Raw genomic sequence first — 21745 nt, forward strand, 5'->3', positions numbered from 1 at the left:
CGAGCTCGACGATTTCCTGGCACCATCGCCGAGTGGAAGCGCTCGTGCCCGCCCCGGCATGCTCGGGGTTGTAGTCGCCGCCGTAGGCGAACCCGCCGACGCGCCTGCGGAACGCTTCGAGCGGGTCATGTCAGGATCTCCGATCAGAGGAGCCGCGAGGTGACGCCGGCGGTGTCCGCGGCGACGCGGGCCGCGCCGTCCGGGCCGGTGTCGCCGTCGGCGACCGTGACCGCGTAGCGGAAGGCCAGCGACGCACCCGGCTCGACCGGCCGTACGACGTCGAAGAACGGCGCGGGGCACACGCACGCGAAGATCCCCGTGCGGACGAACCACCGGACCGGCTCCTCACCAGCGGGGCCGTCGTCGACGAACACCAGCGTCGAGCTCGCGTCCACCTCGTCGTGGTCGCCGGAGTAGGCCAGCCACGTGCCCCGCTCGCCCATCATCTCGTCGCCACCGGAGCGCCCGTCCATGTAGACGCGCCCGTTGCTGAACGAGCGCGGCCCGCGCCAGAACAGCCCGCCGTACCCGGCGTTGGGCCGCCCCTCGGTGGTGGGGCTGCCGATCGGGACGGTGACGCCGGAGACGTTGGTGAACTCGGTGGTGTACGCCAGCGTCCACCCGTCCCGGCCGATCAGCGCGCCGAAGGAGCGCCGTTCGGTGAACCACGGCTCGCCGGTGCTCGTCACCCAGGTCAGCGACTCCCGCACGGCCATCCGGTCCTCGCCGCCGCTGATCTCGTCGAAGCCGTTGTGCACGATCGAGCCGTTGTTGTCCGCCTGCACGTAACCGCGGTCGCGGTAGTACGTGACGCCGCCCCAGAAGTTCTGGCTGCCCACGTTCGGCAGCGACCACGCGATGCCCTTGTGCCAGACGTGGTCCCATGGCCGGTAGAGCGACACCAGCCGGCCGGACAGCGTGCGCAGCGGGTGGAAGTAGGGGCGGGGCGACTCCAGCTGCCGGTCCCACGGGCCGTACACGTAACGGAACAGCTCGACGCCGCCGCTCGTGAGTGTCAGCGCGCGCCCGCGCTCGTCGGTGAGCCGCAGCCCGTCCACGGGTTCGGTCATCAGAGGTTCCCTTCGGTCGCGAGCCACGGGGCCTGGTGCCCGCCCATGGAGGTGTAGAACGGGGAGTCCTCGGTCAGCTCGCCGCGCGCCACCTCCCGGCCGGTGAAGGCGGAGGCGTAGACGGCGGCGATGAGCTCGAGGGTCGGGCGGGCCTGCGCCGTCGTGACCGGCATCGGCGCGCCGGAGCGCAGCGCCGCCCCGACCGCCGCGAACTGGGCCGAGTGGCCGGACGGCACGCCGGGCGGCAGCGCGTTCCAGCGGGACTCGGCGTCCGCGTCGCCGGGGGCCGGGGTGAAGCGCCAGGAGTCGTCGCCGTAGCCGTACAGGTGTTCCAGCTCGACCGTGCCGCCGGCCAGGTCGAGGCGCAGGTAGCTGGTCTCGCGGGCGGACAGCAGGCTGTTGACGATCACCAGGGTGGCTCCCGAGGCGAGGGTCACCACCGCGGTCGAGAAGTCCTCCGTCCGGGTCGGCCGGGCCTTGCGGCCAGCCGTGGCGCGTACCGACTCCCACGGGCCGGCGAGGGACAGCATGAGGTCCATCTGGTGGATGCCGTGCCCCATGGTGGGCCCGCCGCCCTCCGACTCCCAGGTGCCGCGCCAGGGCACCGCGAAGTAGGAGTCGGGACGGAACCACAGCGTGTTGCAGAGCGCCAGGTGTAGCGGCCCGAGGTCGCCGCGGGCGATCACCTCACGCAGCGCGAGCGCGCGGGCGCCGAACCGGTGTTGCGAGACGGTGCCGAACGAGCCGGCGCCGCGCGCCTCGGCCGCGGCGATCTCGTCGAACTCCCGCAGCGACAGCGCCGGCGGCTTCTCGCACAACACCGACCAGCCCCGCTCCAGCACCGCCACGGCCTGGTCACGGTGCAGGCCGGGAGGCGAGCACAGGTGCACGACGTCGCACTCCGACCGTTCGAGCAGCTCCTCGACGCTCGTGTAACGCTCGGGCACGTCCCATTGTGCGGCGAACGCGTCCAGCCGGCCGGCGTCGACGTCCACGGCGGCGACGATCCGCGCCCCTTCGCCCAGCGCCGGCACGGCGGCGGCGTGAATGCCGGCGATGCCGCCGGCGCCGACGATCGCGACTCTCATGACGGCTGTCCCTTCTCGACCGACACGGCGCCCAGCCGCCGCTCGTCCCCGGTGATCTCGTGCAAGGGCCCGGTCAGCAGCACGCTCACCTCGGCCACCACGTCCGCGGCCGATCGGCGCACCGACACGCCCACCTCGCCCGGCTCGACCACGCGCCGCCCGTCCCTGCCGGTGAAGGCCAGCAGCCGCGCGGGCACGTCGAAGCCCACCGTCGCGCTCTCGCCGGGCTCCAGCTCGACCCTGGCGTAGCCGACGAGCTGGGCGAGCGGCCGGGTGACCGAGGCGATCCGGTCGGAGGCGTACAGCTGGACGACCTCGGCGCCCCGCCGTTCGCCCGCGTTGCGCACGACGACCGAGCACCGGATCGGCTCCCCGGCCCGCACCCGCTCGTCGGCCCTCAGGCCCTCGTAGACGAAGCGGGTGTAGCTGAGCCCGTGCCCGAAGGCCAGCGCCGGGGCCGGGTCGATGTTGCTGACCGAGCCGGCCGCGCCCAGTTTGGGGTGCAGGTAGCTGTAGGGCTGGCCGGCGGTCGAGCGCGGCATGCTCATCGGCAGCCGGCCCGAGGGGTTCACCGCGCCGCTGAGCACCCGGGCGATGGCGCCCGCCCCTTCCTCGCCGGGGAAGTACGCCTGCACGACGGCGGCGGCGTCCCTGATGATCCGCGGCACCGCGTACGCGCGGCCCGTCATCAGCACGACCACGACCGGCGTGCCCGTGGCGATGACCGCGTCGGCCAGCTCCTGCTGCGCGCCGGGCAGGTCGAGCGTCTCGACGTCGCAGCCCTCGCCGGAGGTGCCCCTGCCGAACAGCCCCGACCGGTCCCCGAGCACGAGGATCGCGACGTCCGAACCGGCGGCCAGGCGGGCTGCGGCGGCGATCCCCGAGCGATCGCCGTCGTCCACCCCCGTGCCCCGGTCGACCCGGATCACGGCCTCCGGCAGCTCCTCCCGCAGCGCGTCGAGCACCGTGGGCGCCGCGATGCCGGTCTCCACGCCGGGGGAGTGCGGCAGCACGTGGTTGACGAAGGAGTAGCAGCCGAACAACGCCGCGACGCTGCCGGCGTTCGGGCCGAGGACCGCGACGCGCCTGCCCTCGGCCCGGCCGAGCGGCAGCACACCGTCGTTGGCGAGCAGCACGATCGACTCCTCGGCCAGGCGCCGCGCCAGGGCGCGGGAACCGGGGTCGTCGAGGTCGATCGGGCCCGGCCCGCTGGGCTCGTAGCCGTCGTCGAGCAGGCCGAGCGCCGCCTTCTGCGTCAACACCCTGCGCAGCGCCCGGTCGACCAGCGACTCCGGGATCCGCCCAGAGGTCACGGCCCGCTTCAGCGGCTCCAGGTAGGCCACCCCGGTGGGCAGCTCGACGTCGATGCCCGCACTGAGCGCCTGCACGGCCGCGTCCTCGGCGTCGGTGGCCACGGCGTGCAGCGTGTGCAGGAAGGCCACGGCGAAGTAGTCGGCCACCACTGTGCCCTCGAAGCCCCACTCGTCGCGCAGGATCCGGGTGAGGTAGTGGGCGTCGGCGGCGATCGGGATGCCGTCGATCTCGGCGTAGGAGTTCATGACCGAGCCCGCCCGCGCGTCCCGCACGGCGACCTCGAAGGGGAACAGCAACGTGTCGGCCACCTCGCGGGGGCCCGCGTGCACGGGGGCGAGGTTGCGGCCCGCGCGGGAGTTGGAATATCCGACGAAGTGTTTGAGTGTGGCGATCACACCCGTGGACTGCAGGCCGCGCACGTACGCCGCGCCGATGGTGGCGACCTCGTACGGGTCTTCGGAGATGCACTCCTCGACCCGGCCCCACCGCTGGTCGCGGATCACGTCGAGCACCGGGGCCAGGCCCTGGTGCACGCCGAGCGCCCGCATGGAGGCCCCGATCCTGCGCCCCATCTCCTCCACGAGGGCGGGGTCGAACGTCGCGCCCCATGCGGGCGGCACGGGATAGGTCGTGGCCCGCCAGGCCGCCAGCCCGGTCAGGCACTCCTCGTGCGCGATGGCGGGGATGCCCAGCCGGGTGTGGTCGCGCAGCCAGCGCTGCATGTCGGCCAGTTCGGCGCCGGCCTGCGCGGGGTCCACGGGCGTGGTGCCGAAGTGGCGCGTGACGTGGCCGAGACCGTGGCGGGCGAACTCCTCGAACTCCTCCTCGTCGCCCTGCATCGCGTCCTGCAGCGGCGCGACGACGCCCTCTTCGCGGTTGACGTGGCGCCACAGGCCGACGAGCTGGACGAGTTTCTCGTCGAGCGACATCTCCGCCGGGAGGTTTCCGGCCCGGAGCGCCGCCGCCTCCGGCTGCTCACCTTGTGCAGGCATACACCCTCGTTCGTGGGATGAGATCTCCAACGGATGGTAGCGCTAACAGACGGTCGGCTCGATCGCGGCGTGCGCCCTGAACGCACCTCGAAACGCTTGGAAAGTTTCCGGACATCTTTCCGAAAGATTACGGTGACATTGCCGATGCGTTACGCTAGGCTCCGAGCTGCATCCATGTCAACAGCCTCAGGAGTCGGCGGCGGTCCGCTGATATCTCCAGGTCAGCTGGCGGCATGACAGATGTGTGCATTTTCCGAAAAATCCACCTCGCAGGTGCCGGCCGGACACCGGCACCCACGGCAACGGGAGGTCCTGTGCCCCGAGCGCCGCGAGCAACGCTGGCCGACGTCGCGGCGGCCGCCGGAGTGTCGGTGCCGACGGTCTCCAAGGTCCTCAGCGGCAAGAAACACGTCTCCGCCGCCACGAGGGACAAAGTCCTCGAAGCGGTCAGGGTGTTCGGCTACGAGACCCCACGCCCGCCCAGCTCGCCCAGGGTCGGCCTGGTCGATCTGCTCATCGACGGACTCGGCTCGCCGTGGGCCGAGGTGCTCATCAGAGGCGCGGAGCAGGCGGCGGCCCGCTGGGGCTTCTCGCTCGTCGTGACCTCCTCCGCGCGTCCCGACTTCGACCTGCGGCGCTGGATCGGCACGGTCCGCAAACGCGGCACCGACGGCATCGTGCTGGTGCTGACCCGGGCCGACCAGCGGGAGATCGAGGCGATCGAGGAACTCCTGCACGTGCCGCTCGTGCTGCTCGACCCCGCGGGCCAGCGCGATCCGCGCATCTCCACCGTCGGCGCCACCAACTGGCTGGGCGGCGTCATGGCAACCACCCACCTTCTGGAGCTCGGGCACACCCGGATCGGCTTCATCGGCGGCCCGCTCGACGCGCAGTGCACGCTCGACCGCTACGAGGGCTATCTGGCGGCGCACCGCACGTTCGGCATCGACCCAGACCCGGAGCTGACCCACTACGGCAACTTCATGGTCAGCGGCGGCAAGGACCACGGCGCGCGGCTGCTCGGCCGCGACGACCCGCCCAGCGCCATCTTCGCGGCCAACGACCTGCAGGCCGCGGGCGTCTACCAGGCGGCCACCGAGCGCGGCGTCCGCGTGCCCGACGAGCTGTCGGTCGTCGGGTTCGACGACTCGATGGTGTGCGAGATGCTCTCGCCGCCGCTCACCACCGTCCGCCAGCCGCTCGACGACATGGCCAACGAGGCGGTCCGGCTCGTCTCCGAGGAGCTGACCCATCCCCGGGGCCCGGCGGGCACCCGCATCGAGCTCGCCACCACGCTCGTCGTGCGGGGCAGCACCGCGTCCTTCGGCGAGCGGAGCGCGTGATGCCCGCGGCGTTCCCCGGCGGCACGTCCGTCACCCGGCTGTCGGTCTACACCGGCGCGTGCGCCGACGGCCTGGAGGGCGGCACCCCGCACCTGCACACCGCCTCCACCGAGGGCTACGTCGTGATCGGCGGGCACGGAGCGCTGCAGACCCTCGGCACGCACGGTTTCAGGGAGACGGAGCTGACGGCCGGGTCGACCGTGTGGTTCACCCCCGGCACGATCCACCGGGCGGTCAACCGCGGGGGCCTGCAGGTCGTGGTCGTGATGGCGAACGCGGGACTGCCCGAGGCGGGCGACGCGGTCATGACGTTCCCGCCCGAGATCATGGCCGATCCCGGACGTTACCGGGCCGCGGCGACCCTGCCCGAAGGCGAGGGGGAGGAGGCGATGGAGGCGGCCGCGATGCGCCGGCGCGAGCTGGCCGTCCAGGGTTTCCGCGCACTGGCCGGCAGCGCCGCCGCCGGCGACCACGGCCCGCTGGAACGTTTCTACGACCACGCGGTCGCGCTGGTGCGGCCCAGGGTCGCGGCCTGGCGCGAGACCTTCGAGCGTACGGTCGCCGCGCAGGCCCGCCACACCGCCGCCGTGCTCGACGCCCTGGCCCGCGGCGACGGCGCGCACCTGCGCCAGTCGGAGCTCCTGGAGTCGCCGCAGAGCGCGGAGACCCGCTGGGGCATGTGCGGACGGCTGCGCACCCACGATGTGCTCGGCCCCGTCGAGCCGGGTCAGTAAGGGACCGTGCGCACCAGGAGGATCGAGAAGACCTCCTGCCGGTAATAGCAGCGGGTCGACAACACCACCGTGCCGGTGTCGGCGTGGCTGGTCTGCCGCGTGGTCAGCACCGGTGTGCCGGCGTCGACGCCGAGCAGCTTGGCCACGCCCTCGCCCGCCAGCGCCGCCTCCAGCCGGGCTTCGTCCCTGACGATGCGGGTGCCGGTGGCGTGCACGAGCGTGGGGAAGTCGCCGCCCAGCCCGGTCACCGGCGCCGGGTCGAACGGGACGCCGTTGACCTTGAGCGGGACATGGTCGTGCAGCACGATCGCGGGCGTGCCGTCGATCGCGAGGCAGCGCTCCACCCGCCAGATCCGCTCACCCTCCGGCACGCCGAGCGCGGCGGCGGCCTCCGGCGTGGCGGGCACCTGCTCGGCGCGGGCGTGGGGGAGCGACGGCGTGCGGCCCGTGGCGGCGATCCGGTGCGGCAGCGAGCCGATGTCGTGCAGGTCGACGAAGACGCTCGTGAACGGTCCAGCGGCCGGGCCCGGCCGCTGCCGGACGAACGTGCCCACACCCCAGCGGCGGGAGATGAGGCCTTCGAGCCAGAGCTGGCCGAGGGCCTCGCGGACGGTGACCCGGCTCACGGCCAGCCGGCGGGCCAGCTCGGCCTCGGAGGGCAACTGGTCGCCCAGCTCGAACTCCGCCGCGATGAGCTCACGGATCGCCTGCGCGGCCATGGCGGCTCGCTTGGGCGGTTTCATCACCGTACAACTGTAGAGCCGGCTCACCACGTTCCGATGCCGTAAAGCCCGCGCGGGCTGTTCGGATATCCGTCGAGCACGACGAGCTCCAGCAACTCCTCGCGCAGGCGCCGCAGGACCGGCTCGGCGGCCGGGTCGTGGGCGAGGTCGTGCTGCTCGTCCGGGTCCGCCTTCAGGTCGAACAGCTGCTCGCCGCCCCCGCCGAAATAGCGGGTGTAGCGGTGCCGGGCGGTGCGGACCGTACGCGACCAGCTCCGGGGCGAGGCCTCCCAGTGGTTGTTGTTGCTCTGCACGTAGACCGCCGTGCGCCAGTCGAGGTCCAGGCCCTGGCACAGCGGCAGCAGCGAGCTGCCCGGCAGGGCCGGCAGCCGCCGCGGGAGGTGCGGGTTGCCCAGCTCGGGGCGGGGCAGCGGGTCGGGTTCGAGGCCGGCCACGTCGAGGATCGTGGGCGCGAGGTCGGTCAGCTCCACCAGCTCCGGCCGCACCCCGGGGCGCAGGTCCGGGCCCGAGACGAGAAGCGGGACCCGGATGCAGGCGTCGTAGTGGCGCTCCCACTTGCCGACCAGCCCGTGGTCGTGCAGCAGCTCGCCGTGGTCCGAGGTGAAGATGACGTACGTGCCCGCCAGCCGCCCCGTCTCGCGCAGGCAGTCCACCAGCCGGCCGAGCTGCTCGTCGAGGTGCGCCAGGTCGGCGAAGTAGTGCAGCCGGTGGCTCTCCCAGTCGTCGACGTCGTAGGAGGCCTGCCGGTACTGCTCCCGGTCGAAATAGGCGGGCCCGCCGGAGCGCCACTCCGCGGGCAGCGGACGGGGGACGCGCTCGGCGCGCACGTGCCGCAGGTACTCGGCGGGCGGCGCGAAGGGATTGTGCGGCTGCACGTAGCTGACGTGCGCGAACAACGGGCGGTCCGCCTCGGTGCCGCGGATGAAGTCGCACGCGCGCTCGGTGATCCAGCTCGTCTGGGAGACCTCGGCGGGGAAGGGCAGCGTGTACGCCTCCCCGGTGGATTCGGGGAACTCGCGCCGCGCGGCCTCGATCTCGGCCACCAGGTCGCGCCGCTCGGGCCCGTACGCGCGCAGTTCGGGCACCATCGTCATCCAGACGGTGGACAGTGCCGCGCGGTAGTGCCCGGGGTGGTGCTCGCGTACCCAGTCCAGCCATTCGCCCGCGCGGGGGTCCTCGGTGATGTGGGTGACGTCGAACCCGTAGGGCCGGTAGTCGGGGTGTACGCCGCCGATCTGCGTCCGCAGGTGCAGCTTGCCGAACGCGCCCGTACGCCACCCGCCCCGCTGGAGCGTGCGCATGAACGTGGGCAGGGCCGGGTCGAGGTCGTAGCCGCACTCGCTCACCCCGTGCCCCTGGCTGGTCAGCCCGGTGGCGACGGTGGCGCGGGCCGGGGCGCAGACCGGGTTGGGGGTGAACGCGTTGGGGAACCGTACGCCGCCCTCGGCCAGCGCCCGCAGGTTCGGCAGGTCGACCACGCCCTGCCAGGCCTGTTCCAGCCAGCGCGCGGCCAGCTGGTCGACCATGACGAGCACGATGTCGGGCCGGTTCGTCATGCGATGATGCCTTTCGTCTCCGAGTACGGCCGTACGGCCAGCGTGCAGAGGACCATGATCACGGCGAGGCCCGCGATGTAGGCCGAGATGGCCCAGCTGTGCCCCGCCGCCGCGAACAGCAGCGAGGCCACGGTCGGCGCGAGCGCCCCGCCCAGCACGGTCGCGACCTGGAAGCCGAGCGAGATCCCGCTGTAGCGGAGCCTGGCGGGGAACAGCTCGCAGAAGAGCGCGGCCTGCACGCCGTACGGCAGGCCACTGACCAGGCCGACGAACACGCTGCCCGCCAGGATCAGCGGGATCGAGCGAGTGTCGATCAGCGCGAAGTAGAGGAACGGGGCCGGGATCAGCAGCAGCCCGCACAGCAGGTACGCCCTGCGCCTGCCGATCCGGTCGGACAGCGCGCCCGCCACCAGGATGCCGATCACGTAGAAGACCCCGTTGACCAGGTTGGCGGCGACCGCCAGCTCCCGCGACAGGCCCAGCTCCTGGACGGTGTAGGAGATCACGAACACGCCGATGACGAAGCCGAAGGCGGCGATGGCGACGTACATGCCGATGGCCAGCGCGATCGTGCGCGGGTGCCGCCGCACGGTCTGCCACACCGGCGCCCGCTCGACCCGCTCCCCGGCCTTGACCTCGCGGAACTCGGGCGACTCCTGGATCTGCATGCGCACCACGACGCCCACGCCGACCAGCACCACGCTGACCAGGAACGGGATGCGCCAGCCCCAGGCCAGCAGGTCGCCGGTGCCGAGCGTGGCCAGCAGCGTGGTGAGGGTGAGGCTGGACAGGATGATGCCGAAGCCGCTGCCGGTCTGGACGAGGCTGCCGTACCAGCCGCGCCTGGACGGGGGCGCGCTCTCGACCATGAGACTGACGGCGCCTCCCCATTCGCCGCCGATGCCGAGCCCCTGGCAGAAGCGCAGGAACGTGAGCATGATGGGTGCCCAGACCCCGATGTCGGCGTACGTCGGCAGCAGACCCATGAGGAACGTGGCCGTCCCCATCACCCCGAGGCTCCACGTGAGCGTCGGCTTGCGGCCCAGGCGGTCGCCGAGGTGCCCGAAGAGCACGCCGCCCAGCGGCCGCGACACGAATCCGACCGCGAACGTGCCGAAGGCGAGCAGCGTTCCCGCGAGCGGGTCGGACGTGGGGAAGAAGAGCCGGCCGAAGACCAGTGCGGTGAGCGTGCCGTAGATGGTGAAGTCGTAGAACTCGATGGTGTTGCCGACGATCGTGGCCGCGGTGAGCTTCCACGGCACGGTGCGGCGGGCGGTGGTGCTGGAGGTGGTGGGGTGGCCGGTCGACGGGACGTCTGTCACGGCGGTGCTCCCGGTGGAGGTAGACGTCTAGACCTCATTGGTCAGATAGGACATCGTGGGATGGTGTGCGCGTACCTGTCAAGGTGCATCGAGGAAGGAATGGGATGAAGGACCTGATTCTTGACGTGGACACCGGCGTGGACGACGCGCTGGCCCTCCTCTTCGCCGTACGCCATCCGGAGCTGAGGCTGCGCGCCGTGACATGCGTGGCCGGCAACGCGGGCCTCGGACAGGTGGTCGCCAACACGCTCAAGGTCCTCGACGCGGCCGGCGCCCCCGACGTGCCGGTGAGCGCGGGCGCGGAGCGGCCGCTCATCGAGCCGGCCCGCGACGCCGGCCACATCCACGGCGCCGACGGCCTCGCCGACCTCGGACTCCCCGTCTCGGCCCGGCGGCCGGCCGGGGTGCCGGCCGTGGACCTGCTGCGCGACACCATCCTCGGCGCACCCGAGCCCGTCGTTGTCGTGGGCCTGGCCCCGCTCACCAATCTCGCCCTCCTGCTGCGGGCCTGCCCGGAGGTCGCCGGCAACATCGAGCGGCTGGTCCTCATGGGCGGCAGCGCCTCCATCGGCAACGCCACCCCCGTCGCCGAGTTCAACGTGTGGCACGACCCCGAGGCGGCCGCGATCGTCATGGACGCCGGGGTGCCCGTGACGATGTACGGGCTCGACGTCTTCTACCACGTCTCCGTGGACGCCCCCACGTGCGCGGAGCTGCTCGGGCACGACGAGCCGGGCAGCCGGCTGGCGGGCCTGCTGCTGCGCCACCAGATCGCCCTGTGCGGGGCCGACCCCCGCGTGAACGGCGACGGGCTGCTCGGCGACGCCGGAGCGGTGTGCGCGGTGGCCGACCCCGGCGGCCTGACCACGGAGCGGCTGCCGGTCAGCGTGGAGCTCGCCCCCGGACGCAGCAGGGGTCAGACGCTCGTCGACCGGCGGGTGCTGCCCGGTGAGGACGCCGCTCACGGGCTGGCCGGGACGGCGAACGGCGTCGACGTCGCGCTCGCCGTCGACGCCCTCCGCTACCGCAAGCTCTTCCTCGACACGCTGCTGAGCGGCCCACCTGCGTAGAGGGCCCTAGGAGCGGTGCGTCCCGCACATGCCGGCGTACGCCTCCTCGAGCCCCTCCTCGTTGCCCGCCGCGCTGGAGACGCCCCTGAGCAGGCCACGTTCGATGCGGTCGGAGAAGTAGATGGCGTGCGCCATCCACCGCAGCCGGACGAACGTGTCCAGACAGGGCAGCTCGTCGGCGATGGCGGGGTCGACGGCCTGGTAACCGGCGACGACGTGCCGGATCGCGTGGGGTGTCTCGCGGGTCAGCACGGCGGTGCACGCGAGGTCGTACAGGATGGGGGCCTGCAGGACCGCGCCCCAGTCGACGAGGCCGTCCTCCTCGGGCGAGCGCTCGCTGAGGCGGAAGCCGTCCAGGCCGGGGTCGCCGTTGACCACGCCGGCGCGGAGGTGCGGCGCGGCCTCGCGCGCCTCCTCCAGCACCTGGGCGGCCCTCGTGCGGACATGGCCGGGCATCGGCAGTTCGCGCAGGCAGTCGCTCGCCCACGGCCACGGCCACCGGTGCTGCTTGCCGACGTCGGCGGTGTCGTTGCCGAGCGCGCGGTGCGCGCGGGCCAGCACCGCCCCCATCCGGTGCAGGTCTCCCGCGGAGGAGGCGTCCGGCGGGCGGCCGGGGACGTAGCGCAGCAGGGCCAGCAGCCCCTCGTCCAGGTCCGTGGCCAGCCGGCCGTCGGGCAGGGGGACGGGGGCGCCGCTGGCCAGCCCGCCCCGCTCCGCGCGGGCCGCCACCCGCAGACCGCCGAGGAAGGCGGTGGCGGAGCCGACGTCGGACAGCTTGGCGACGTAGGGGGCGCCGGAAGCGTCGCGGACGAGCCAGGTCACGGAGTTCCAGCCGCCCGGCAGCGGCTCGGCCGAGACCACCGGAAGGCTCCACGCGGTCAGCGCGGCGAGCAGCCGGTCGGTGTCCAGCGGCATTCAGATCAGTCCCGCGTCTCGTACCTTCATGGCCACGTGAACCCGGTTGTCGGTGCCGAGCTTGGCGAAGATGCGCGTGATGTTGGCCTTGACCGTGGCCACGCTCACGCAGAGGCTGGCCGCGATCTCCGTGTTGGAGCCGCCCTTCGCGATCTCGACGGCGACCTCGCGCTCGCGTTCGGTCAGCCGGGACAGCTCCTCCAGCGCCTGCGGCCGCCGCGGGTCGTGCCTGCCGGTGGCCGCCGCGATCACCTGCTGGGCGACGCTCGGGGACAACACCGGCTCGCCGCGCGCGCACGCGCGCACGGCCTCGATCATCTTGGGCGGCGGTGTGTCCTTCAGCAGGAAGCCGTGCGCCCCGAGCTGCAGGGCGCGCAGCACCATGTCGTCGGCGTCGAACGTGGTCAGCACCAGGATCCTGGGCGGGGAGGGGCTCTTGAGCAGCAGCTCGGTGGTGGTGAGGCCGTCCTGGTGCGGCATGCGGATGTCCATCAGCACGACGTCGGGGCGCAGGTCGCGGATCACGGTCATGGCCTGCCTGCCGTCGGCCGCCTCCCCGGCCAGATCGAGGTCGGGCTCGCCGCCCAGGATGAGGCTCAGCCCCGTGCGCACCATCGGGTCGTCGTCCACGATCACAATACGAAGACGGGTCACGAGATCAAGCCTCCCACGGCAGCCTGGCGTCGAGGATGAACCGCCCGTCGCGGACGGTGTGGCTGATGGTGCCGCCGGCCATCCTGGTGCGCTCGGCCAGGCCGACCAGGCCCAGCCGGCCGCCGGGCCCCGCGGACGCGCCGGCCGGCGCCGGGTTGCTCACCCGGATGCGCAGCCCCTCACCCGGCCGCCCGCCCAGCTCGGCCGTCACCCGGCTGCCGGGCGCGTGCTTGCGGGCGTTCGTGAGCGCCTCCTGCACGATCCGGTACGCGTGCCGCCCCGTCTGGGTGGGCAGCTGCTCGCGGCAGTCGATGGCGTCGTCCACCTCGACCCGTTGCCCGGCCGCCCGCACCTCCTCGAACAGGGTGTCCAGCTGGGCCAGCGTCGGCTGCGGGCCCTGAGGGCCTGGCAGGCCGCCGTTGGGGCCGCCGTCGGGGCCACCGTCGGGGCCGCCGTCGGGGCCGGGGTCGCGCCTCAGCGTGCCGAGCACGGCACGGAGCTCGTTCAGCGACTGGTGGGCGTTCTCCTGGATGGCCAGCGCGGCCTCCCGCGTCTGCTCGGGGGTGAGGTCCTTCCGGTACGCCAGCCCGCCGGCCAGCATCGCCAGCAGCGAGATCCGGTGAGCCAGCACGTCGTGCATCTCCTGGGCGATCTGCAGCCGCTCCGCGAGCTGGGCCCGCTCGACCCGCTGCCGCTGGACCGCCGCCTCCGCCTTCCGCTGGGAGGTGGTCAGGTCACGGCGGCTGCGCACGTAGAGGCCGAGCACGGTGGCGACGGCGAGGATGACGAGGCCGGTCACCGCGTTGACGGCGGCCATGGAACGGGAGCCGTCCTGGAGCCACCCCGCCACGAACATGATCAGGCAGCTCGCCGCGGCCACCGGCACGATCTGGCGCCAGCGCCGGTGCGTGACCAGCGAGGTGTAGGCGACCAGCGCGGGCCCGCCCGCCGTGAACGACACGACGGTCGGCAGCGCGGTGGCCAGCGCGATCTGCCACGGCCACCGGCGCCGCCAGCGCATGACGACCAGCCCCGCCACGCCGAGCCCCATGTCGGCCAGCACCCAGCCGGTCGACGCGTACGGCATGGGCGCGCGGCCCGACAGCAGGACCACCGTGACGACGTAGAACAGCAGGGGCAGCGCGGCGAACAGGTGGCGCAGCGTGATGCCCAGCGTGTCGAGGGGCGGTTGATGCTCGTCGGCGTCGTGCACGTCCACCAGCCTAGGGACCCGCCGCCGTGCCGGGTTAGCGACCGGGGTCCATCGCGCTGCAGACCCTGGTCTACACCCGGGGCGGCGGGTGTGGCCGGGCCGCCACCCGCCGTGGACCCAGGTCCGATGTACGCGGGGCGCGTCTTCGATGAACTGTGGGCGTGATCGAATTTCATCGCCTCAGCAAGACGTACAGCGACGTGAAGGCGCTCGACGACGTGTCCTTCACCGTGCCGGCCGGCTCCGTCACCGGGTTCCTCGGGCCCAACGGCGCGGGCAAGTCGACGGCCATGCGCATCCTGGCGGGGCTGTCCCGCCCCACCTCCGGCTCCGCCACCGTGCTCGGGCGGCCGTACGCCGAGCTGGAGCGTCCCGGCTACGACGTGGGTACGCTGCTCGACGCCTCCGCCCAGCATCCCGGCCGCACCGGCCGTGAGGTCCTGACCCTCGGCGCGATGATGCTGGGCCTGCCCCGTACGCGCGTGGACGAGGTCCTGGAACTGGTCGGCCTGACCGGCAAGGAAGGCCGCAGGCCCGTCGGCGGCTACTCCCTGGGCATGCGGCAGCGGCTCGGCATCGGGCACGCCCTGCTCGGCCGGCCGCGGGCGCTCATCCTGGACGAGCCGGCCAACGGCCTCGACCCCCAGGGCATCCACTGGATGCGCGGGCTGCTGCGCGACCTGGCCCGCTCCGGATGCGCGGTGCTGCTCAGCTCGCACCTGCTGCACGAGGTGGAGCAGGTCGCCGACCGCATCGTGATGATCGGGCGGGGCCGCCTGCTCGCCCAGGGCACCCCGGCCGAGCTCGGCCGGGGTCGCAGCCTGGAGCAGACCTTCCTGGAGCTGACCGCCGCCGCCGACAGGGGCCTCGCATGACCACCGGGCGCATCCCGTTCCCGACGTTGCTGCGGGTGGAGACCCGCAAGCTCGTCGACACCCGCGGCAGCAAGGTCATCACCGGCGTGCTGGCCGTCCTGACGGCCGGCGCCGTCGTCGTTCGCGGCATCGCCTCCGGTCCCGAGCTCCACACCGCCGCGGTGACGGCCGGCATCGTGGTGGGCATCCTGCTTCCCGTGCTCGCCATCCTCACCGTGACCGGCGAGTGGAGCCACCGCACGGCGCTGACCACGTTCACGCTCGAACCCCGGAGGGGGCGGGTGTGGGCGGCCAAGTGCCTGCCGCCCCTGGTCGCCTCCGTCCTGGCCTGCGTGTTCGCGATGCTGGTCGCGGCGCCGGTGACGGCGGCCGTCGCGGCGGCCCAGGGGGTGCCGGCCGACTGGCGGGTCGCCCTGCCGGCCCTGGCGGGATGGACGGCCACGACGGTCCTGCTCACCGCCCAGGGGCTGGCCCTGGGTACGGTGCTGATGAACGCGCCCGCGGCGATCGTGGTCTTCCTGTCCAACGCGGTCATGTGGAGCGTCGTGGCCCGGCTCGGCTCCGCGGGGGAGGCCGCGACTCAGTGGCTGGACCTCAACACCGCCACCATCCCGCTGGTGAACGGCACCATGACCGGGGGCGACGCCGCCCGGGTGGCCGTGTCGTCGCTGGCCTGGATCGTGTTGCCGATGGCCGCCGGCATGGTGCGGACGATGCGCAGAGAGGTCGGCTGAGGTAGATCTATACCCGTTTCGTGGCGATATGTTTGCATTTGTCCGGTTTGGGGGTTAGGTTAGTGCATGTCCGGCGATGACCCGTGCCCGCGCAGTCGCGGCGAAGGGCGCCGGAACCCACGGATCCTCCCGCTGGATTCCCCCGTGCTCCGCGTAGCGTCCCGCCCGGCGTGCTGCCCGGCTACGTCCGTCCAAGCGAGCGCGAACTGCCATCGTCCCCTAACAAAGGACCTGACACCATCATGCAAGCTCGCCTGCGTACCTTCGCCATGCTGGCCACGACCGCCGCGACCGCCCTGACCGTGGGCGCCGCGCCGGCGCACGCCGACTCCGGCACCGTGCAGCAGGTCATGCTCAAGGGCTCCACGACCGCCTCGTACTTCTGGGACGACGCCTCCGGCCGGGCCGGCGACACCGGCCTTCCCGCCGCGGGCAAGCCCATGCAGAAGGGCCTGGCCGCCAGCCCCAGCTGGCCCCTCATGACCGAGGGGTACGCCATCTACCAGGGTAAGAAGGTGCCGTTCTTCGTCGGCGACCGTGGCCCTGGAGACCCCTCCAGCCGCGGCGTCATGCTCGACCTGGACGCCAAGACCTTCGCCGAGCTGACCGGCGGCACCTTCGACCCCGAGACGCTCGGCGTCGAGAACAACGGGGGCAAGGGCCACATCGAGATCGACTATGTCGTCACCAAGTGGGGCGACGGGGTCGGCAAGAAGAACCACCCGGTCGCCTTCTCGACCGGCGCGTGGGCCGAGAAGGACACCCGGCCGGCGAACACGCCGCTGCCGGTGAAGCTTCCCGCCTGAGCGGGCACGCACACGTACGCCGAGGGCGCTCCCCTGTCCCAGGGAGCGCCCTCGGCATGCGCGCCCTGTTATCCCTTGGGGGTGCTGATGCGGGGGACGGGGACCCGCGACCAGTCGATGTCGGAGCCGAAGTAGAAGCTCGGGTACGCCGGCTGGTTGTAGGCCGTCTGCTGCCGGGCCACGTCGGCGCGATACTGCGGGTCGTGCATGAGCGTGTACATCTTCCTGCCGGTCACCTCGGTGCTCAGGTAGATCCGCACCGCGTCGCCGCCGGCCGTACGGACGAGCAGTTCCTCGCGCCAGTCGCCGAAGACGTCGGCGACCAGCCCCGGGTTGCCCTTCGTCCAGTTGTTGGTCAGCGTGCCCTCGGCGGTGAGCACCGTGCCGCGCTTCCAGTCGTCGATCGTCGGCGTCTGCAGCTCGGTGGTCGCGGTGCCGTTGACGAGCTGCGTGGTCATGTCGGCGGCCCAGCGGATGCTCATGTTCGTGCCGGGCGTGACGCGGTCCAGATGCTCGCCGCGGGCCGACCACAGGCCCGCCTGGATCCCCTCGTCGGGCGGTACCGACGACCACGCCTCCATGCCGCGGATCGCCGGGTCGACGTCGCCGACCATGCCGCGCCCGGTGTCCCGGCCGCTGTAGCCGCCGTGGATCACCTCGCCGGTGGCCGCGTCGCGCAGCGCCCACCCGTACGGCGCCCACGTGCCGCCCTCGTGCACCGTCCAGATCTCGAGGCCAGGGCGGCCGGGGTCGAAGTCGCCCACGTGCAGGGCGTCGCCGTGGCCGAGCCGCACATTCTGGCCAGGGACGCTGCTCTGGGGTGGTCCCTCGGCGAACGACGAGTACAGCAGGTCGCCGTCGTCGTCGATGGTCGCGGCGCCGTAGACGATCTCCTGCCTGCCGTCGCCGTCCACGTCGGCGGCGCTCATCGAGTGGAAGCCCTGGGTGGTCAGGTCGGCATATTCCGGGTTGCTGCCGGGAACGCCGTGCGGTGAGGCGTTGAACGGGTTCGCCATCGGGGCGTGACCGCTGTCGGCGTACCAGACCTCCTCCAGGCGCCGGCCGTTCCAGTCGTAGGCGACGAGCGTGGTGCGGGTGTAGTAGCCGCGGGCGAACACCGCCGACGGGCGCCTGCCGTCGAGGTAGGCCACCGCGGACAGGAACCGGTCGACCCGGTTGCCCGGCTCGATCCTGGACATCGCGTAGTCGCCCCACATGAGCCCGTCGTCGCCGCGGCCGGGCTTGTAGGGGATCGTCTGCAACTCCCTGCCGGTGGCCCCGTCGAGCACGGACAGGTATTCGGGGCCGGTGAGGACGAAGCCCTCGAACTCGCGCAACCGGTTGTTGCCGCTGCGGCCCGGCGCGTAGACGTCGACGAAGTAGGTGGCCAGCTCCACGGCGTCCTCATGGGAGAGCGGGTATTCGTGCGCAGGCTCGATGCCGAAGGCCTCTTCCAGAGTGGCCGGCCAGCGTTTCGCGACCACCTCCGGGCGCTCATGCCATTTCGCGAACATTTCCACAATGTGGTCGAAATAGTCTGCTGCGCTCTGCCGGTAATCGTCCTGGTGCGAATAGCCCGCCCTGACGTCCTGGCGCGGCATGGTGACGTGACGCTCCGACACGACCTGGCCCCTGCTCCCGTACCGGATGATCTTGGTGCCAGGGGCGGTCTTGAGCATCATCTCGGAACGGCCGTCGCCGTCGAGGTCGTAGACCTGGAACTGGGTGTAGTGTGCGCCGGATCGGATGTTGACGCCCAGGTCGAGCCGCCAGCGCAGGGTGCCGTCGAGCTCGTAGGTGTCGACGTAGGTGTTGCCGGTGTAGCCGCGCTGGGAGACGTCCTTGGAGTTGGAGGGGTCCCATTTGACGACGTACTCGTAGCGGCCGTCGCCGTCCACGTCGCCGACGCTCATGTCGTTGGCGGTGTACGTGAAGGCCTCGCCCGCGGGGGTCACACCGTCGGCCGGTTTCCGCAGCTTGAGATCATAAAACGATTTAACCCACGGCTTGACCGCGGCGCTGCGCCGGCCCTCCCGGCCCCGGGTGACCGGAGCCACGCGGTACTCCGAGACCCGGGTGCCGGCGGGATCCAGGTGGTTGGTGCTGTCGGTGACCGTCGCGATGGGGCGGCCGTCGCGGTAGACCCGGAAGGCGGGGCCCCGCATGCCGGTGTCGCCGTGCCCGGTCACCTCGTCGCCCAGCAGCCGCCAGCTCAGGAAGACGCCGCCGCCGGTCGTGGCCGCCACCAGGCCGCGGTCGAGGTGTTCGAGCCGGACGCCCGCGTCCGGCCGCCCGTGTCCGTTCCCGTGTCCGCTCTCGTGTCCGCTCTCGTGTCCGGTCCCGTGGGCCGCGCTCGCCGGCGCCGCCATGAGGGGGAGGCAGAGCAGGGCGGCCAAGGAGGTGATGAGTGCGCGGCGGATGCTGCTGGGGGGTCTCATGGTCACGGGCTCCTCGGGTGACGCCCGCATGGATGCGGTTGCCCGGCACCCTGGCGGATTAAATCGATATAATAGTCCGGGAGGCTATTCCTGGTGTGGGGATGTGTCAAGGGTGCTTATCTGCTGTGATTTACGTTTTTGCACGACTTATCTGGATTGATTTGAATAGACCGCTATACGGGGCAATTTCCCCGTCCGCCGCCCGTGGCGCCGTCGGCAAGATCAGCTGGGGTGCGGTGCTCCTCATCGGCGGCATCGTCACGTACGTCTCCCTCCTGCGGGACCAGGGCACCGTGAAGTTTCCTGCAGACCGGGCAGGTGGGCGCCGTCGGCATGGTCACGGCGCCGGCGATCTCCTCCTCGGTGGTGGACTGCAGCCCCTTCTCCGCCAACGGCGCGCTGATCGTGGCGCACTCCGACGTGGCGATCCGGGACGACGTGTTCAAGCACCTGATGACGTGGGGCATGACCATCATGGTGGCCGCGCCGCTTCTGTCAGACGGGAGCCCGTGAGCCGAACTCGACGTCGACTCCCTCGAACCCGTGCGGCACGCCGTCGGTCACCAGCAGGTCGGCCGCGTCCCACCCGCACACCCGGATCGGGGCACTCAGGACGAACTTGCGCGCGTCGCCGACCACGATCGTCCTGCGGGCGATGGCGATGAGCCGGCGCTTGGTCTCGGCCTCGTACGGTGTGGCGCCGTAGACGCCGGACCCGTCGAGCGCGGTGGCGGCCAGGAACAGCGTGCGCACGCTCATGTGCTCCAGCGAGGCCAGGGTCTCCGGCCCGCCGAACGAGCGCGTGTCCCTGCCGTACTGGCCGCCCACCCCGATGAGGGTGACGTCGGGTCTCGGCGCGAGCACGGCGATGGCGGGCAGCGAATGGGTGATGACGGTCAGGTCCGCCGCGGAGGGGAGGAGCTTGGCGATCTCCAGGGTGGTGGTGCCCGAGTCGAGGGCGATGGCCGTGCCCGGCTCGACGTGGCGTACCGCGGCGGCGGCGACCGCCCGTTTGGCGGCGGACGCCTGGACGGAACGGTCGGTGAACGGCGTGGCGCCCACGTCGGCCGCGGCGGCGCCCCCGCGTACCGCCCTGACGAGACCGTCGCCGGCGAGCCTGCGCAGGTCACGCCTGACGGTGTTGGGGGAGACGCCCAGCTCGGTGACCAGGTCGGCGGCGGCGACGTACCCGTCGAGCTCGATCCTGCGCAGGATCGCCTCGCGCCGGTGCGGGGCGGACGAGTAGCGCAAGCTCGCCTCGATATCGCTCATATGACCATAATGCCCCAGAAGTTGGCGCTTTTCAGCCAACTCATGGACTTATAGTGACAACATGGCGTTGTTGTGCGGGATCGACGTGGGCACCACCCACGTCAAGGTGGGCTTCTTCGACGAGAGGGGCGGCTGCGTCTCCTCCGTACGCCGCCCGACACCGCGCACCCTGCCCGCCCTCGTGGCCGCCGTACTGGAGGCCCTGGAGGAGTGCGCCGCCCGCACGGGGCGCGGTCCGGACACGATCGGGATCGCGGGCATGGCCGAGACCGGCGTGCCCCTGGACGACTCGGGGAGCCCGCTCACGCCCCTGCTGTGGTGGAACGACCCGCGGGGGACCCAGGAAGCCGCCGCCCTGCGCGACCCCGCCGCGTCCCTGAACGCGCCCCATGGCGGCGCCTGGGGCGGTGGTGACGTCGGCTCGGGTGGCGACGTGGTGGAGGTCTACGCGCGGACCGGGCGGTGGGTGGACGCGAAGGCGCCGCTGGCGAAGTGGCTCTGGCTGAGGGCGCACGAACCGGATGTGCCGGCGGCGATGCGCTGGTGGGCGAGCGTGCCCGATGCCGTGGCGTACGCGCTCACCGGCGTGCTGCGCACCCATGAGACGCTGGCCGCGCGCACCCTCGCCTACGACGTCGTACGCCGCGACTACGACGAGGACCTGCTCTCCCTGGCCGGGCTCCGTCCCGGGCACCTGGCGCCCACGGTCCGGGCGGTGGAGCCCGTGGGCGGGCTGACGGCGAGGGTGAGCGGGGTGGCGGCAGGCGTCCCCGTGGTGATCGCCGGCCACGACCACGCGGTGGGTGCCTGGGCTTCCGGTGTGCGCCGCCCCGGGCACGTGGCCGACTCCATGGGCACGGCGGAGGCGGTCCTGGCGCCGGCGGCGCACCCGCCGGACCCCCGCACCGGCCTGGCGATGGGCATCACGGCCGACCCATCGCTCGACGGCACGGGCACCGTACTCGTCGGAGGCCTGCCGACCAGCGGCGGCATGCTCGACTGGCTCCTCGGCCTGACCACCGCCCCCGAGGACCCACCGGCCCGCGGCGTGGTGGAGGGCGGCGCACGTGCGACGGCGGACAAGTACGCCGCACTGCCCGCGCTGCTGGACGGCGTGCGGCTGCCGACGGGGATCATCGCCGAGCCGTACCTGCGTGGCAGGGTGGCGCCCGCTCCCGACCGCGGACGCCGGGTGACGATGTCCGGAATGGGGCCGGACCACACGTACGGTGATCTGCTGGCGGCCGCCATGGAGGGCACGTGCCTGCACACCCGCTGGACCGTGGCCGAGCTCGCCGCCGTGACCGGCGCAGAAGCCGAGCGGCTCGTGGTGTTCGGCGGGCAGGTGCGGATCCCGCTCTGGACGCGCGTCAAGGCGGCGCTCTCGCCCGTGCCGGTCGACGTCGTACGCGCGGACGACGCGGTCTGCGCGGGCGCCGCCCTCATCGCCGGCCAGGCGGGAGGCTCACTCGACGACGTTCCCGTACTGCCCCGTGAGCCCCAGCCGCACGACCCCGGCCTCGCCGCCGCCTACCGGCCCCTCTACGAACGCTTCCTCACCATCGCCCGGCAGGAGCACGGATGACCAGGCCGGACACCATCAGAT

The 21745-nt window shown here is 72.5% G+C and carries 19 protein-coding genes; 8 read left to right on the top strand and 11 right to left on the bottom strand.

Features of this window, described 5'->3' with window-relative positions:
* Positions 1 to 143: 143 nt before the first annotated feature.
* From E1267_RS16595 to E1267_RS16605, 3 genes are read right to left on the bottom strand one after another with little or no spacing between them, the layout of a single operon-like run.
* The gene (locus tag E1267_RS16595) at positions 144 to 1070 is read right to left on the bottom strand and encodes a DUF6807 domain-containing protein (protein WP_132333470.1); all 927 of its coding nucleotides are present in this window, start codon (positions 1068 to 1070) and stop codon (positions 144 to 146) included.
* The gene (locus E1267_RS16600; protein WP_132333471.1) at positions 1070 to 2158 is read right to left on the bottom strand and encodes a Gfo/Idh/MocA family protein; all 1089 of its coding nucleotides are present in this window, start codon (positions 2156 to 2158) and stop codon (positions 1070 to 1072) included. Before E1267_RS16600 ends, E1267_RS16595 begins: the two co-directional genes overlap by 1 nt.
* Positions 2155 to 4464 carry a beta-xylosidase/alpha-l-arabinosidase gene (locus E1267_RS16605; RefSeq protein WP_132333472.1) on the bottom strand — a complete coding sequence of 770 codons (2310 nt, stop codon included), beginning with the start codon at positions 4462 to 4464 and terminating at the stop codon, positions 2155 to 2157. The genes E1267_RS16600 and E1267_RS16605 overlap by 4 nt, the downstream gene beginning before the upstream one ends.
* Positions 4465 to 4778: 314 nt before the next feature.
* Between E1267_RS16605 and E1267_RS16610 the strand changes: the two genes are divergently transcribed.
* Both E1267_RS16610 and E1267_RS16615 read left to right on the top strand, forming a co-directional pair.
* The gene (locus E1267_RS16610; RefSeq protein WP_246063956.1) at positions 4779 to 5807 is read left to right on the top strand and encodes a LacI family DNA-binding transcriptional regulator; all 1029 of its coding nucleotides are present in this window, start codon (positions 4779 to 4781) and stop codon (positions 5805 to 5807) included.
* On the top strand, positions 5807 to 6541 hold the full coding sequence (locus E1267_RS16615) for a cupin domain-containing protein (protein WP_132333474.1): 735 nt from the start codon (positions 5807 to 5809) through the stop codon (positions 6539 to 6541). Before E1267_RS16610 ends, E1267_RS16615 begins: the two co-directional genes overlap by 1 nt.
* Here E1267_RS16615 and E1267_RS16620 read toward each other — a convergent pair.
* The 3 genes from E1267_RS16620 to E1267_RS16630 are packed head-to-tail and all read right to left on the bottom strand — an operon-like array spanning position 6535 to position 10162.
* Positions 6535 to 7284 (bottom strand): GntR family transcriptional regulator, encoded by a 750-nt coding sequence (locus tag E1267_RS16620; protein ID WP_236666885.1) that lies wholly within the window; start codon positions 7282 to 7284, stop codon positions 6535 to 6537. The genes E1267_RS16615 and E1267_RS16620 overlap by 7 nt on opposite strands.
* Before the next feature lie 23 nt (positions 7285 to 7307).
* On the bottom strand, positions 7308 to 8840 hold the full coding sequence (locus tag E1267_RS16625; RefSeq protein ID WP_132333476.1) for a sulfatase family protein: 1533 nt from the start codon (positions 8838 to 8840) through the stop codon (positions 7308 to 7310).
* Positions 8837 to 10162: an MFS transporter gene (locus tag E1267_RS16630; protein WP_220449518.1), complete on the bottom strand. Its 1326-nt coding sequence runs from the start codon at positions 10160 to 10162 to the stop codon at positions 8837 to 8839. Before E1267_RS16630 ends, E1267_RS16625 begins: the two co-directional genes overlap by 4 nt.
* Positions 10163 to 10266: 104 nt before the next feature.
* Here E1267_RS16630 and E1267_RS16635 point away from each other — a divergent pair, with 104 nt between their 5' ends.
* Positions 10267 to 11232 (top strand): nucleoside hydrolase, encoded by a 966-nt coding sequence (locus E1267_RS16635; protein ID WP_132333477.1) that lies wholly within the window; start codon positions 10267 to 10269, stop codon positions 11230 to 11232.
* A gap of 6 nt (positions 11233 to 11238) precedes the next feature.
* On the opposite strand, the gene E1267_RS16640 is transcribed toward E1267_RS16635, so the two are convergent.
* The 3 genes from E1267_RS16640 to E1267_RS16650 are packed head-to-tail and all read right to left on the bottom strand — an operon-like array spanning position 11239 to position 14014.
* Positions 11239 to 12147 carry a phosphotransferase enzyme family protein gene (locus E1267_RS16640; protein WP_132333478.1) on the bottom strand — a complete coding sequence of 303 codons (909 nt, stop codon included), beginning with the start codon at positions 12145 to 12147 and terminating at the stop codon, positions 11239 to 11241.
* Positions 12148 to 12801 (bottom strand): response regulator, encoded by a 654-nt coding sequence (locus E1267_RS16645; protein WP_246063958.1) that lies wholly within the window; start codon positions 12799 to 12801, stop codon positions 12148 to 12150.
* Positions 12802 to 12805: 4 nt separating this feature from the next.
* Positions 12806 to 14014 (bottom strand): sensor histidine kinase, encoded by a 1209-nt coding sequence (locus E1267_RS16650; protein ID WP_132333479.1) that lies wholly within the window; start codon positions 14012 to 14014, stop codon positions 12806 to 12808.
* Positions 14015 to 14175: 161 nt separating this feature from the next.
* On the opposite strand from E1267_RS16650, the gene E1267_RS16655 reads away from it, so the two are divergent.
* From E1267_RS16655 to E1267_RS47655, 3 genes are all read left to right on the top strand, one after another.
* Positions 14176 to 14889, top strand: a complete 714-nt coding sequence (locus E1267_RS16655; protein ID WP_132333480.1) for an ABC transporter ATP-binding protein — start codon at positions 14176 to 14178, stop codon at positions 14887 to 14889.
* Entirely contained in the window at positions 14886 to 15623 is a 738-nt protein-coding gene (locus E1267_RS16660) for an ABC transporter permease subunit (RefSeq protein ID WP_132333481.1), read from the top strand. Before E1267_RS16655 ends, E1267_RS16660 begins: the two co-directional genes overlap by 4 nt.
* A 242-nt stretch (positions 15624 to 15865) precedes the next feature.
* Positions 15866 to 16429, top strand: a complete 564-nt coding sequence (locus tag E1267_RS47655; protein WP_342774831.1) for a hypothetical protein — start codon at positions 15866 to 15868, stop codon at positions 16427 to 16429.
* 68 nt (positions 16430 to 16497) lie between these two features.
* On the opposite strand, the gene E1267_RS16670 is transcribed toward E1267_RS47655, so the two are convergent.
* Positions 16498 to 18867 (bottom strand): rhamnogalacturonan lyase, encoded by a 2370-nt coding sequence (locus E1267_RS16670; RefSeq protein ID WP_132333482.1) that lies wholly within the window; start codon positions 18865 to 18867, stop codon positions 16498 to 16500.
* A gap of 333 nt (positions 18868 to 19200) precedes the next feature.
* Between E1267_RS16670 and E1267_RS16675 the strand changes: the two genes are divergently transcribed.
* Complete coding sequence (locus tag E1267_RS16675) at positions 19201 to 19380, top strand: hypothetical protein (protein ID WP_165959644.1); 180 nt, start codon at positions 19201 to 19203, stop codon at positions 19378 to 19380.
* Here E1267_RS16675 and E1267_RS16680 read toward each other — a convergent pair.
* The gene (locus tag E1267_RS16680; protein ID WP_132333484.1) at positions 19363 to 20139 is read right to left on the bottom strand and encodes a DeoR/GlpR family DNA-binding transcription regulator; all 777 of its coding nucleotides are present in this window, start codon (positions 20137 to 20139) and stop codon (positions 19363 to 19365) included. The genes E1267_RS16675 and E1267_RS16680 overlap by 18 nt on opposite strands.
* Positions 20140 to 20200: 61 nt before the next feature.
* Here E1267_RS16680 and E1267_RS16685 point away from each other — a divergent pair, with 61 nt between their 5' ends.
* Entirely contained in the window at positions 20201 to 21724 is a 1524-nt protein-coding gene (locus tag E1267_RS16685; RefSeq protein WP_132333485.1) for an FGGY-family carbohydrate kinase, read from the top strand.
* Positions 21725 to 21745 lie beyond the last annotated feature (21 nt).

The sequence above is a fragment of the Nonomuraea longispora genome (genome assembly GCF_004348345.1).
Lineage (GTDB): Bacteria > Actinomycetota > Actinomycetes > Streptosporangiales > Streptosporangiaceae > Nonomuraea > Nonomuraea longispora.

Coding starts and splice junctions, on each gene's coding strand:
- E1267_RS16615 (WP_132333474.1), top strand. CDS start 5,807: ATGCCCGCGGCGTTCCCCGGCGGCACGTCCGTCACCCGGCTGTCGGTC.
- E1267_RS16620 (WP_236666885.1), bottom strand. CDS start 7,284: ATGAAACCGCCCAAGCGAGCCGCCATGGCCGCGCAGGCGATCCGTGAG.
- E1267_RS47655 (WP_342774831.1), top strand. CDS start 15,866: ATGCAAGCTCGCCTGCGTACCTTCGCCATGCTGGCCACGACCGCCGCG.
- E1267_RS16600 (WP_132333471.1), bottom strand. CDS start 2,158: ATGAGAGTCGCGATCGTCGGCGCCGGCGGCATCGCCGGCATTCACGCC.
- E1267_RS16685 (WP_132333485.1), top strand. CDS start 20,201: ATGGCGTTGTTGTGCGGGATCGACGTGGGCACCACCCACGTCAAGGTG.
- E1267_RS16675 (WP_165959644.1), top strand. CDS start 19,201: ATGGTCACGGCGCCGGCGATCTCCTCCTCGGTGGTGGACTGCAGCCCC.
- E1267_RS16680 (WP_132333484.1), bottom strand. CDS start 20,139: ATGAGCGATATCGAGGCGAGCTTGCGCTACTCGTCCGCCCCGCACCGG.
- E1267_RS16595 (WP_132333470.1), bottom strand. CDS start 1,070: ATGACCGAACCCGTGGACGGGCTGCGGCTCACCGACGAGCGCGGGCGC.
- E1267_RS16625 (WP_132333476.1), bottom strand. CDS start 8,840: ATGACGAACCGGCCCGACATCGTGCTCGTCATGGTCGACCAGCTGGCC.
- E1267_RS16660 (WP_132333481.1), top strand. CDS start 14,886: ATGACCACCGGGCGCATCCCGTTCCCGACGTTGCTGCGGGTGGAGACC.
- E1267_RS16670 (WP_132333482.1), bottom strand. CDS start 18,867: ATGAGACCCCCCAGCAGCATCCGCCGCGCACTCATCACCTCCTTGGCC.
- E1267_RS16635 (WP_132333477.1), top strand. CDS start 10,267: ATGAAGGACCTGATTCTTGACGTGGACACCGGCGTGGACGACGCGCTG.
- E1267_RS16640 (WP_132333478.1), bottom strand. CDS start 12,147: ATGCCGCTGGACACCGACCGGCTGCTCGCCGCGCTGACCGCGTGGAGC.
- E1267_RS16605 (WP_132333472.1), bottom strand. CDS start 4,464: ATGCCTGCACAAGGTGAGCAGCCGGAGGCGGCGGCGCTCCGGGCCGGA.